Annotated in this window: 13 protein-coding genes; 4 read left to right on the forward strand and 9 right to left on the reverse strand. The window is 67.9% G+C overall.

Annotated features, from left to right (window positions below; translation table 11 throughout):
• Positions 1-112: 112 nt before the first annotated feature.
• Both QH470_RS29110 and QH470_RS29115 read left to right on the forward strand, forming a co-directional pair.
• Positions 113-973, forward strand: a complete 861-nt coding sequence (locus tag QH470_RS29110; protein ID WP_280275559.1) for a hypothetical protein — start codon at positions 113-115, stop codon at positions 971-973.
• 85 nt (positions 974-1,058) lie between these two features.
• Complete coding sequence (locus QH470_RS29115; protein WP_280275560.1) at positions 1,059-1,478, forward strand: hypothetical protein; 420 nt, start codon at positions 1,059-1,061, stop codon at positions 1,476-1,478.
• 130 nt (positions 1,479-1,608) lie between these two features.
• Here QH470_RS29115 and QH470_RS29120 read toward each other — a convergent pair whose 3' ends face one another.
• Complete coding sequence (locus QH470_RS29120) at positions 1,609-2,907, reverse strand: NAD(P)/FAD-dependent oxidoreductase (RefSeq protein ID WP_280275561.1); 1,299 nt, start codon at positions 2,905-2,907, stop codon at positions 1,609-1,611.
• 111 nt (positions 2,908-3,018) lie between these two features.
• Between QH470_RS29120 and QH470_RS29125 the strand changes: the two genes are divergently transcribed.
• Positions 3,019-3,876: a LysR family transcriptional regulator gene (locus tag QH470_RS29125; RefSeq protein ID WP_280275562.1), complete on the forward strand. Its 858-nt coding sequence runs from the start codon at positions 3,019-3,021 to the stop codon at positions 3,874-3,876.
• Between the two features lie 4 nt (positions 3,877-3,880).
• Here QH470_RS29125 and QH470_RS29130 read toward each other — a convergent pair whose 3' ends face one another.
• The 6 genes from QH470_RS29130 to QH470_RS29155 form a co-directional block, all read right to left on the reverse strand.
• Positions 3,881-5,092 carry a cytochrome P450 family protein gene (locus tag QH470_RS29130; RefSeq protein WP_280275563.1) on the reverse strand — a complete coding sequence of 404 codons (1,212 nt, stop codon included), beginning with the start codon at positions 5,090-5,092 and terminating at the stop codon, positions 3,881-3,883.
• 32 nt (positions 5,093-5,124) lie between these two features.
• A complete protein-coding gene (locus QH470_RS29135) occupies positions 5,125-5,751 on the reverse strand; it encodes a GTP-binding protein (RefSeq protein WP_187687466.1) in 627 nt (208 codons plus the stop codon).
• Positions 5,726-6,076 (reverse strand): DUF742 domain-containing protein, encoded by a 351-nt coding sequence (locus QH470_RS29140; protein WP_280275564.1) that lies wholly within the window; start codon positions 6,074-6,076, stop codon positions 5,726-5,728. The genes QH470_RS29135 and QH470_RS29140 overlap by 26 nt, the downstream gene beginning before the upstream one ends.
• A gap of 86 nt (positions 6,077-6,162) precedes the next feature.
• The gene (locus QH470_RS29145; RefSeq protein WP_280275565.1) at positions 6,163-6,570 is read right to left on the reverse strand and encodes a roadblock/LC7 domain-containing protein; all 408 of its coding nucleotides are present in this window, start codon (positions 6,568-6,570) and stop codon (positions 6,163-6,165) included.
• Positions 6,570-8,135, reverse strand: a complete 1,566-nt coding sequence (locus tag QH470_RS29150; RefSeq protein WP_400179348.1) for an ATP-binding protein — start codon at positions 8,133-8,135, stop codon at positions 6,570-6,572. The genes QH470_RS29145 and QH470_RS29150 overlap by 1 nt, the downstream gene beginning before the upstream one ends.
• Positions 8,136-8,522: 387 nt before the next feature.
• Positions 8,523-9,470, reverse strand: a complete 948-nt coding sequence (locus tag QH470_RS29155) for an aminoglycoside phosphotransferase family protein (protein WP_280275567.1) — start codon at positions 9,468-9,470, stop codon at positions 8,523-8,525.
• Between the two features lie 130 nt (positions 9,471-9,600).
• Here QH470_RS29155 and QH470_RS29160 point away from each other — a divergent pair, with 130 nt between their 5' ends.
• Positions 9,601-9,993, forward strand: a complete 393-nt coding sequence (locus QH470_RS29160; RefSeq protein WP_280275568.1) for a DUF1707 domain-containing protein — start codon at positions 9,601-9,603, stop codon at positions 9,991-9,993.
• 61 nt (positions 9,994-10,054) lie between these two features.
• Here QH470_RS29160 and QH470_RS29165 read toward each other — a convergent pair whose 3' ends face one another.
• Both QH470_RS29165 and QH470_RS29170 read right to left on the reverse strand, forming a co-directional pair.
• Positions 10,055-11,014: an electron transfer flavoprotein subunit alpha/FixB family protein gene (locus tag QH470_RS29165; RefSeq protein ID WP_280275569.1), complete on the reverse strand. Its 960-nt coding sequence runs from the start codon at positions 11,012-11,014 to the stop codon at positions 10,055-10,057.
• Positions 11,015-11,080: 66 nt separating this feature from the next.
• The gene (locus QH470_RS29170; protein WP_280275570.1) at positions 11,081-11,866 is read right to left on the reverse strand and encodes an electron transfer flavoprotein subunit beta/FixA family protein; all 786 of its coding nucleotides are present in this window, start codon (positions 11,864-11,866) and stop codon (positions 11,081-11,083) included.
• Positions 11,867-11,927: the final 61 nt, after the last annotated feature.

Consider the following 11,927-nt stretch of genomic DNA (forward strand, 5'->3'; position numbering starts at 1 on the left):
GGCGTGTAATCGATGATTGCCGAGGAGTGCACCTCGGGGGGCCGCGATCGATTCTCGATCGCGGATAGCGGTTGACCACTCATATCCATCGGGAATCGCAGGGGGAATCACGATGAAGGCCGTTCCGCGTGCTCTGCGCGCCATGCTCATCCTCACCATGTCCGCTCTCGTGGCCGGTTCCACCGCAGCCGCCACCCCGGCAACCGCCGAACCGGTCCCACCCTCACTACTGACCACCCCGAAACAGCTGAGCGTGAACACGCACGGCTCGATCCGCCAAGTCATTCCCGCCCAGGCGATTCCGGCCCCACCGACCCGAGGCGACGACCCGACCCGCCTGGACAGCCCTGGGTATTCGGCCGCCCCTGGGGTTTCAGTGGGTCCTGGTGGTCCGGTTAGCCATGGATATTTGGAGGGGGGTTCGATCGTCCCTGACGCTTCGGGTGGCCCCGGGGCCGCGGCGGCGCATGCCGGTGGGATCAAGCAATTGTTCGGTGCCGCAGGCGATCTCGTCGTGGCGACGGTGTCGAAGCGAGCGGGTGGCAGCACGGTGCGGCTTGCTCAGCGGATCGCGGGCATCCCCGTCGACGGCGCCCGTGTCGCACTGGCGCTGCGGGCCGACGGCAGCCTGTTGTCCGCGACAGGTGCGCTGTCGGAACGCACGAGCGGCGAATATTCGCCGGACGGAACCGTGCCCAGCGCCGCCGCGCGCCGGAGCGCCGTGGCGCAGGCGTCCGACCTGTCGAGGCGGCCCGCCGAAGAGGTACGGATACACGCGGAATCGGCGTCATGGTTCGACCCGACCCTCACAGACGACGGTGGTGAAAGCGACACTGACGCCGTCGACGGCCATGGCCACGGTCCCGACCACCGAGACCGCTGCGATGAGCGTGCGGGCCACGGAGAGGGGTGTGACCGGGTGCGCAAGGCCGTCGAGGCCGTCCGCATCCCGCTGCTCGCGAACCGGGTCTGAGGCTCCGGCCCGCCACGGGCCGGATTTCGCCCGCTTCGCCGCGGGCGTCGATTGGTAATATCTCCCGCAACCGAGAGGACCCCCAGTGACCACTGCCCCACTCGAAGACCGCGTGACCAACCTGGAGCGGCTGTCCGCCACCAATGCGTCCGCCTCCCAGGTGGCAGAACTCCGCGTCCGAGCCGACCAACGCCACGATGCCGTCCTGGAAGAATTCGGCCTGGTCCGCGGCGACATCGCCGCCCTCCAACAGGACGTCTCGGCGATAAAGCAAGACATCGCAACCATGCGGCACGATGCCGCGAACATGCAGCATGACATTGCGACGATCCTGGTCCGATTGGACGGCCACGATGCTCGATTCGATGCCATCGATACCAGGTTCAGTGGTGTCGAAGCCAGGCTCGACGCCGTCGAAGTCCGGCTCGATGGTGTGGACGCCACCTTGAAAACCCACACGGAGATGCTGAACAAGATCATTGCCTTGCTGTCTCCGCCGAATTAGTGCCATCCGGGACAACAGTTCTCGGTACGGCATGGGGTGCACACCTGTGTGCGGGCGCGAGAACTGTTGTCCGGTAAGCACGAACGAGCCCTCCGGCGCGTGGTGGCGGCGGAGGGCTCGGGAGTGACGGTCAAGCTGCGCGGCGTTCCGAATCCGACGGCGGCGGCACGGCGGCGGGCTTCTCGGCCTCGGTGAAGCCCGGACGGCCGGTACCGATGAAGGCCACCAGCCAGGACACCACCGCGACGAAACGGTTGCGGAAGCCGACCAGGTAGAACAGGTGGACCGCGAGCCAGGTCATCCACGCGAGGAAACCGGTGAACTTCACCTTGTCGTTGAGCTTGGTGACCGCGCTGAACCGGCTGATCACCGCCATGGAACCCTTGTCCCAGTAGACGAACGGAGTGCCCGGTTGCTTCTTGCGGCGAATGATGTCGGCGACGTGGCGTCCCTCCTGCATCGCCGTCGGCGACTGCCCGGGGTAGCCGTTGAGCGAGGTCATGTCGCCGATGGCGTAGATATCGGCGTGCCCGCCGACGGTGCAGTCCGGGTTGATCAGCAGCCGCCCGGCCCGATCGGTCTCGCATCCGGTGGCCTCGGCCAGCATCCGCGCGAAACCGCCGGCCTGCACACCGGCCGACCACACCACGGTCTCCGCGCCGATACCGCGCTCGACACCGTCCTTCGTCTTGACTGTCACCTTCCCGGCCTCGATGTCGGTGACGAACGTGTCCAGCAGCACCTCGACGCCGTTGCGGGCCAACGACTCCCGCGCGTACTCCGACAGGCTCCCCCCGAACGGCGGCAGCACCGCCGGCGCGCCCTCCACCAGCGACACCGAGATCTCCTGGTGGTAGTGCCGTTTCGCGAGTTCCTTGAGCTGGCCGGCGACCTCGACACCGGTCGGCCCCGCGCCGACCACCACGAAGCTCAGCAGCCGTTCCCGCGAGTCGGGATCGGCCGTCGCCGCCTCGGTGAACACGCGCTCGATCTGCGCGCGCAACCGCTTGGCGTCATCGATCGTCTTCAGCGAGAACGTCTTGCGAGCGAAGTCGTCGCGCCCGAAGTAGGACTGGTTGGCGCCGGTCGCGGCGATGAGCGAGCCGTAGCGGATCCGGCGCGGGCCGGCCGCCGTCTCGTAGGTGAGCACCGCGTCCTCGGCGTCGATGTCGACGACCTTGCCCAGGCGCACATCGGCGCCCTTGTGGCGGTGCAGAATTCCCGCGATCGGCGGCGCGATATCCGTGCTGGGCAGCACACCGGTCGCTACCTGATAGAGCAGCGGCTGGAACAGGTGCTCGGGCGTGCTCGAGATGAGTACGTAGTTGACCCCCGACTTGCTCAGCTGCTTCGCGGCGGCGAGTCCGCCGAAGCCCGAGCCGACGATGACGACCTCAGCGGTTTCGATCCCCGCATCCACGTGTTGCATGACAGCCTCCTTCTGTCATTACTAACCGTGATTCGTAATCCAGATGTTCCAGGGGTCAGGGCGCATAATTTAGATGAGTCTTATCTCGTTCGGTCATGAATGGAGATCTTGATGGAACTGCGGCAGCTGTCCTACTTCGTTGCTGTCTGCGAGGAACTCAGCTTCAGCCGAGCCGCGCAGCGGTGCTTCATATCGCAATCAGCTATAAGTCATCAGATCGCTCGGCTCGAACATGATCTTGGTGTGCAACTCTTCGAGCGCTCCACCCGATCGGTGGTACCGACAGACGCAACGATGCGGCTACTTCCCCTTGCGAAGCAAATGCTGAGCCTCGAATCGGCCATTCGCGCAGCTGTGCGGTCCTCCGGCCCGCGAATTCGCTTGGCCGCCAACATGTCCTTCGCAACAAGATCACTCTCGGCCATCGCGGGTGCGCGGGAGGCGCATCCGGGCGCGGAGATCGAGTTCGTGATCAAGCCGTTCCGGCAGCGCATCGCCGCGGTGGCGGACGGCGATTGTGATCTTGCCCTCATTCGCGGCCGGGTCGATCAGCCGGGTCTGACGGTCGAGCAACTCTGGGTGGAGGACCTCGTGATCGCCGTCTCGACGGCTCACCCACTGGCCGGTCGCGATGACGTGACGCTCGCGGAATTGGGAAACTATCCGCTGCTCCTGCCCCCGGAACAGGAACAGGTTCTGTTGCACAACGTGGTCCGGCGCGCGTTCGCGGACCTGCCCGCCCCGCCGACCTACGGCCCGCCGATCCCGCCGGACCACACCGCCACCATGGAACTGATCAACCGCCCCGACGCGTGGACCATCCTCTACGCCGACACCCCCGCCGAGGGCATCGCCGGACTGCGGCTCTCGGGCCGCCCGCTGCGGGTGCCGGTCTCGGCGGTGCTGCGCAGCGACCTCCGCCCGTCACCCATCCTCACCACGCTGCTGGCGGCATTGCACAGCGCGTGACGGTTTACACGCGCAGCGGCGGTGACTTCGGGAAGCTGACCGGCAGCGCCGTCAGTGCGCGATGGAAAGGCCCGGGCCGCCAGGTCAATTCGTCGTCGCGCACCGCCAGCTGCAACTCCGGCAGCGCGTCGAGCAGCTGATCGATGGCGTCCTGCGCGACCAGATAGGCCACCGAACGGGCCGGACAGGAGTGCGGCCCGACGCTCCACGCCAGATGCGAACGATTGTCGGTGAACTCGCGCACCCCGACTCCGGGGTCGTTGTTGGCCCCCGATATGCTGATGATCACCGGATGGTTCGCGGGCAGCCAGACATCGTCGATCAACACCGGCTGACGCGGGTAGGTGACGCAGTAGTTCGCCATCGGCGGGTCGGTGAACAGCACCTCGTCCAGCGCCTCGCGCGTCGACAGGCTGCCGCCCAGCAGGTTTCCCGCGAAGCGGTCGTCGGTCATCATCAGCAGCAGCGTGTTCACGATGAGGTTCTGCTGGGGTTCGATGCCCGCGCCGTAGAGGGTGATCAGCTGGTGGATCATCTCCGTGTCGTCGAGGCCGACCGGATGAGCCAGCAGCCGCGAGACGATATCGTCGCCCGGGTGGGCTCGCTTGAGCGCGACCAGCTCGATCAGCGCCTGGGTGAGCATCGCGTTGCCGCGCTCGGCCTCGACGAGCTCGAACATCATTGCCATACCCTGCGCCACGCGCTGCCCGATCTCGGCGGGGCAGCCCAGCATCACGTTGAGCACCTCGAACGACAGCGGGAAGGCGTAGTCGTGGATCAGTTCGGCCGAGCCGCTCTCACAGAACGTGTTGATCAGCCGGACCGCGATGCGCTCGACGGTGCTGTGCGTCGCGTGCAGATCCACCGCATCGATCGCCGCGACGTTGGCCTGGCGATACCGCTCGTGCTCGGCCCCCGCGTTGCGGAGCGCGTTCGCGCGCCACTCCAGCATCGGCATGATGGGGGAGTCGGCCGGCGCGGACTGCTGCCAGGCGCGGGGGTCGGCCGGAAAGTGCTCGGGGTCGTTGAGGATCCGCACCGCCGTCCGGTATCCGATGACGAGCGTGGCCGGCACGCCCGGCGCCAGATCGACCGGCACCAGCGACCCGTAGCGCCGCCGCATGTCCCGATAGGCCGCGTGGGGATCGGCGGCGAATTCGGGGACGTGCAGCGGAACCCGCGGGCCGTCGGTGTCGATCGGGGAGCCGTGGCGCACCGGGCACCCCTGGGCCTGTGCCGGTGGCCGGGTCAACCCTGCGACTCCAACCGCTGAAACAGGAATTCGACGAGCGTGATGAGCGACCGCAGGCACGGACCGCGGTCGCGTGCGTCCAGGGCCGTCAGCGGAGTGTCGGGCTCGAGGTCCAGCGCTTCCCGAATCTCATGCAGCGGAAAGCGTTGCGCGCCCTCGAACTCGTTGACCGCGACCGAGTACGGCACCCCGCGCTCCTCGAGCACCGCGAGCACCTCGTCGGCCTTATCGATGCGCCGGGTGTCGACGAGTACCAGCGCGCCGAGCGCACCGCGGGACAGCTCCTCCCACAGGGGTAGGAACCGCCGCTGCCCGGGTGTGCCGAAAAGGTACAGCGCCAGTTGGGGATTCAGCGTGATGCGGCCGAAGTCCATGGCGACGGTGGTGGTCACCTTGCCAGGCAGGTCGGCCATGTCGTCCACACCGATGCTGGCCTCGGTGATGGTCTCCTCGGTACGCAGCGGCCGGATCTCGGACACGCTGTTCACGAACGTGGTCTTACCGACGCCGAAATTACCCGCCACCAACAGTTTGACCGACCGGGTGACGGTTTCGGGCACGTAGTCGACGGTGCGTTCGGTGAGGGCAGACGGGCGCTCAGACGGCGAGAGCGCGGAGCCCATTGAGTACCTCCTCCAGCAAGGCGAGTTCCGGAACCTGGTCGGCGGGTGCCGGATTGACCAGATGGCCGCTGTCCAACAGATCGGATGCGATGATCTTGACCACCGAGGGCGGAAGATCGAGATAAGCGGCGATCTCGGCGATCGACAGGGCGCCGCGCCGGCTGCACACGCTCATCACCCGCCGCCCGTCCGGGCTCAGCCCCGGCGGCGGGTCCTGCGCCACCACGACCAGGGTGACGAGATCGAGCAGCCGGGTCGCGCGCGAGCGTCCACCCGTGCGCACATACGCCCGTACCAGGTCGGGGTCGCGACGATGCCTGCTCATATCACCGCCTCGCTCGGGCTCGGCGTCATCACGAGCAGGCGCCGGGCTGTGCCGTCAGTTCGCTCGCTGCGCGCTCCCATGGCCCGCTACCGCGTGCGCGGCAGGCTGCCGAGCTCGCGGCCCACCCGCGCCGCGAGCTCGTTCATCCGATGCGCGACCAGACTGACGTCCACCTGTGAGGTGGTGGATACGCCGATCAGCGCGCCTTCCCCGGCGGCGGTAATGAAGATCATCCCGTCGTCGTATTCGGTCATGTTCTGCCGCACCGAGTTCGCGGCGCCGCAGAATTCACCGAGCGCCTTACCCAGCGACCGCAGGCCGGAAGCCGCGGCGGCGAATCGTTCGGCGTCGTCGATGGAGATCTCGCCGATCTGCGCGATCCGCAGGCCGTCTTCGGAGAGCAGGACGGCGAAGCGGACGCCGGGAACGTTGAGGTCCTCGAGCATCCAGGCCAGTTTGTTGCCGTCACTGACGGCTGTACCGGGTGTGCCCATCAGGATGTCATCCCTTCGGTGTTTTCGTGCGTGGCGGAGGTGCGGCCGCTCTGGGTGCCGCTCTGCCACGCGGCGGCGATATCGGGGCGGGGGAGTTCGGTATCGGTGTCCGGCCCACGCGACAGCGTGGACACCGACACGGTCCGGCGCCGGCGACGCGGCAACCCGCCCGGGGTGATTTCGTGGACGGTCGATATGGATTCGGATTCGTCCTCGGCTTCGTTCGCTGTCACAAACTGATCATCCGTCGCTGCGGCGTGCGCGCCGCTGGTGGTCAGAGGCCGCGGGCCCGATGCGGTGGCCCGGATGTCGTCCGTCCCGCCCGTACGCAATCCCTCCGTCGTCACCGTGTGTGCTCCGCCCGTCATCCGGACGGGGGCCTGGCCGGAATCCGCGGTCTCCCGGTCGAATCCGTGTCGTGCCGACGGCGAGGTCGCCGGCTCGGGTGCCGCGGAGATCATCGGCGGCGTGCTGGTCTCGACCTCCGGAGTGGAGGATTCGCGCGGGGCCAGCAGCGCCTCGGGGACATAGACCATGGCCCGCATGCCACCGTAGGTGTTGGGTCCGTCGATGTACACGGTGAACCCGTAGCGGCGGGCCAGTGCGGCGATACCCGGGAAGCCCACCCGCGGAGCGGGTCCGAGCTGGTGGATGTCGACCACGCGCTCGCCGGCGAGTACCTGCCGGGCCTCTTCCATCTGTTCGGCGTTCATGCGCACACCGGCGTCGTCGACGATCACGGTGACGCCGTGGTGACCTTCCTGGAAGGTGACGTCGACGAACGAGGTGGGCGGCGAGTAGCGCAGCGCGTTGTCCAGCAGCGTGGCCAGCGTGTGCACCAGCGGCTCCACCGCGCGGCTGATCACGACGCGGTCGAGCTGGTGCGGCCGCACCCGGGTGAAGTCGCGAACACGGCCGACCGCGCCACCGACGACATCGGTGAGCGCCTGCTGCGGCCAGCGGCGACCGGGCAGGCCACCACACACGATCACGTAGGACTGCGCCTGCCGGATCATCTGCTGGACGCTGTGGTCGATGCGGGTCAGCGTTTCGTACACATCGTCACCGCGGTGCTCGCGCAGCGCGGTGCTCACCACCTGGCTCACGTCGGCGCCGAGGCTGACCACCGAGGTGCCGAAGGCACGCACCGCGGCACTGGTCGCCTCGCGGGCGGCGTTCTCGGTATCGGTGCGGGCCTTGGCCTCGGCCCGGGCGGCCGCCTGCTGCGCCTCGTAGTCGGCTTCGCGGCGGGCCCGGTCGCGGGTCTCGGCCTGCATCATGCGGAGATCACCGATATAGCGCTCGCCGAGCGCGTGCAGCAGCTGCCCTAGGCGGGTCTGCCCACCGGCGACCGGTATCTCCACCGTCACCTCGGACCGGCGTACCGCATCTGCCACGTAGGGCATGGTGCTGGTGGTGAACTGTTCGAGTTCGTCCTCTTGCCCGCGCAGTGCCTGTTCGGCCGTCTCGGCGCGAGAGCGCTGATGTACGGCGTAGTACGCCGCATACAGCGCCGCCGCGACGGCCAATATGAGAACTGCAGCGAGGATCCACGAAATCGTCACGGCGGTAGATTGATTCATCAGGTTCCCTTGTTGCCGGCTGCCCGGCCGCCTCGTCCTTCCTCAACTCGCCGACCACCAGACACCAGGGCCGGATGACGCTCACGTGGGCACCGGCTCGAAGTTGCTTACCGGACAGTAGGTTTCGATTTCGAAATCCTGCCCGAGCGGGCCGTATTCGGCCCCAGTGCCCGACGACGGCAAACATTATCAGTAATTTCGAGCAACAGCGACCGATTCGTTATGGACTTCCCGGTCTGCATGGAGTCGGTGCGAAGGTTGCAAATGCCTTGTCTGGTAGCCGATCACGGCAAATCCACCGCACCGCCAGGCGAGTCGCGGCCGGGCGGGCGATGAGCGGCCATTCGCTCGGGCACACCCGGCGACGTGTCAACTATCGGCGAGGGCGTGCGCGACGGCCAGATGCAGGCGCATGAGGTCCGGTTCGTCGTCTTCGATCGCCCACGCGATTTCCTCCAGGGCGCGCATGAATGCCCAGCCCCGGGCACGTTCCGGGTCGACCTCCAGGGCTCGCGCGGTGTGCCGGACGACCCGGCGGGCCTGCTCGGGCGTTGGTGCGCACTGCGTTTGGATCATGATCAGGAAGCCGGCGTCGAAGGCGGCCTCGCCCAGGTACGGCTTCGGGTCGATGAGCAACCAGGGTGCACGTTCGGCGGCCAGGATATTGCCCAGATGGGTGTCGCGGTTGACGATCAGCAACGGCCCGTCCGGGACGGCGAGCGTCTCGCACCAGGTCGCCGCCCGGTCGAGCAGGGCACGCGGAACCACCTGCGCGACTTCGGGTTCCGGGTGAATGAACCGTACCGTCCAGTCGGCGACCATGGCGGCCGCCTCCGGCAGCGCGGGAAACTCCGGGGGGATTCCAGTCGGCGGCCGCCGCAGGCGCCGATACAGCCGACCGGCCAGTTCGATCTTGTCGGCGTGCTCGGGACGACCCTCCAGGCTCGGGAACCCGGGCTGGTGGAGCAGCGGCGTGCCCGGCCGCGCCCATTCCAGCAGCAGCGCTCCGGTGGCGGCATCGAAGTCGTACAGCCGCACCGCGCCGTCGCCGCCGTAACAGAACAATCCGGCCGGTTCGCCGACATTCTCGTCGTCGACCACCGGAACCTTCAGCACCGCGACCGATCCGTCCGCGCGCCGCACCGGCGCCACGAAGGAATGCGTGCCCCCGCGAAACGAATCCCCGATCAGCTCCAGACCCCAGTCGGCGCGGAGTTTGTCCACCACCGCGGGCAACCGGCGTAACCACTGTTCACCCCGCTGTGCGAAGACGGTGCGAATTGTCGACTCGACCTCGGGCGGCAGCGCGATCGGCATCCGCCCAGCATTCCCGCCGAAGTTCGGGCCGCGCAATCGAATTCTTTCGCCGCCGCATGATCTCCCCGTGATCTGCGTGCGCGGGCGTGATCGGGCAGCGCCGACGGCCTTGTCGACTTAGGCTGACGGCGTGGGGAACGAGAACTTGCGGGCGTCCGACGCCGATCGCGAGAAGTATGTCGCGCGCCTGCGCCTCGCCATGGACGAGGGCCGGCTGAATCTGCCCGAATTCGACGAGCGGGTGCAGCAGGTCTATACCGCCCGGACGTACGGCGAACTGGAGCCGCTGCTGTCCGACCTGCCCGCCCAACGTCTTTCGCCACACGCCGAGCGGTCGCCCGGGAGCCGCGTGCCGACGTGGGTGCTGATCATGTGGACCCCATGGATCTTCGTCAATCTGCTGTGCGTCGTGATCTGGCTGGCCACGGGGATGGGCTACTTCTGGCCGTTCTGGGTCGAGATCCCCTGGGGCCTGGCGCTCTGCATCCCCACCGCGATCGGCCTCATCACCAACCGCCGCTGAAAAGAGCCGGACATGCGAACGGCCCCCGGGCATCTGCCCCGGGGCCGCTGACGACGGTGGATCAGCCCTTGTGGGTCTTGACCGCCTCGGTCAGCTGCGGCGCGACGTTGAACAGGTCGCCCACGATGCCGTAGTCGCTGATCTCGAAGATCGGCGCCTCTTCGTCCTTGTTGACGGCGACGATGGTCTTCGAGGTCTGCATACCGGCCCGGTGCTGGATCGCGCCGGAGATGCCCAGGGCGACGTACAGCTGCGGCGAGACCGTCTTACCGGTCTGGCCGACCTGGAACTGGCCCGGGTAGTAGCCGGAGTCGACGGCGGCACGCGAGGCGCCGACCGCGGCGCCCAGCGCGTCGGCCAGCGGCTCGACGACCTTGTGGAAGTTGTCCTCGCTGCCGACACCGCGACCGCCGGAGACCACGATGGTGGCCTCGGTGAGTTCCGGCCGGTCGCCGCCGGCGACGGGCTCGCGGGAGGTCACCTTGGTGACGCCCTCTTCCTGCGCGGGGACCTCGAAGGTCACCTTCTCGCCGGCGCCGGCCTGCGGTGCGGCCTCGATCGCGCCCGGGCGCACCGAGATCACCGGCACGTCGCCGGTGGCCTTGTAGTCGACGGTGAAGGCGCCACCGAAGATGGAGCCGGTGACCGAGCCGTCGGACTTGACGTCGATGACATCCACCAGCAGACCCGAGCCGATGCGCGCGGCCAGGCGACCGGACACCTCCTTGCCCTCGGCGGAGGCCGCCACCAGCACGGCGGCGGGGGAGGCGGACTCGACCAGGCCGGCCAGCACGTCGACCTTCGGGGTCACCAGGAAGCCCTCGACGTCATCGGACTCGGCGACGTAGATCTTCTCGGCGCCGGCCGCGGTCAGGGCGTCGGCCAGCTTGTCGGCGGTGCCGGCGGCGCCGAGCACGACGGCGGCCGGGCTGCCCAGCGAGCGGGCGGCGGTGAGGAGTTCGGTGGTGACCTTCTTCGGCGCACCGTCGGCGTGCTCGACGAGCACGAGTACTTCTGCCATTTGTTCTCTTCTCCTAATGAGATTCTCGTCCGGCGGTCGAAAGCCGGCGCAGCGTACGGGCGCGAATCAGATGACCTTCTGGCCGACCAGGTACTGAGCGATCTGGTTGCCGCCCTCGCCCTCGTCGACGATCTTCTCGCCCGCCGTGCGCGGCGGCTTCGGGGTGACACCGGTGACCACGGAACCCGCGTTGCCCACACCGACGGTCGACGGGTCGATGCCCAGGTCGGCCAGGGTGAAGGTCTGCACTTCCTTCTTCTTCGCGGCCATGATGCCCTTGAAGGACGGGAAGCGCGGCTCGTTGATCTTCTCGGTGACCGAGACGATGGCCGGGAGACTGGCCTCGAGCTTGAACACGCCCTCGTCGGTCTCGCGCTCGCCGGAGATCTTCTCCCCGTCGACGCTCAGCTTCCGCAGGTGGGTGAGCTGCGGGATGCCCAGGTACTCGGCGATGATGGCCGGCACCGCGCCGGAGCGGCCGTCGGTCGCCTCGTTGCCGGCGATCACCAGCTCGACGCCCTCGATCTGGCCCAGCGCACCCGCCAGGACCCACGCGGTCTGCACGGCGTCGGAGCCGTGGATGGCGTCGTCCTTGACGTGGATGGCCTTGTCGGCGCCCATGGACAGCGCCTTGCGGATGGCCTCGGTCGCGCGCTCCGGTCCCATGGCCAGCACGGTGACCTCGCCGCCCTGGGCTTCCTTGATCAGCAGCGCCTCTTCGACGGCGCGCTCGTTGATCTCGTCCAGGATCGCGTCGGCGGCCTCACGGTCGAGGGTGTAGTCACCGTCGGTCAGCTTGCGCTCGGACCAGGTGTCGGGAACCTGCTTGATCAGTACGACGATGTTCGGCATTGGTCTTCGTCGACCTCCTGTTCTGGTGGCACGTGAGGTGGGGTCGCACGATCGGGGTGGC

Origin of the sequence: Nocardia wallacei (genome assembly GCF_029868745.1) — a bacterium.
Taxonomy (GTDB): Bacteria; Actinomycetota; Actinomycetes; order Mycobacteriales; family Mycobacteriaceae; genus Nocardia; species Nocardia wallacei_B.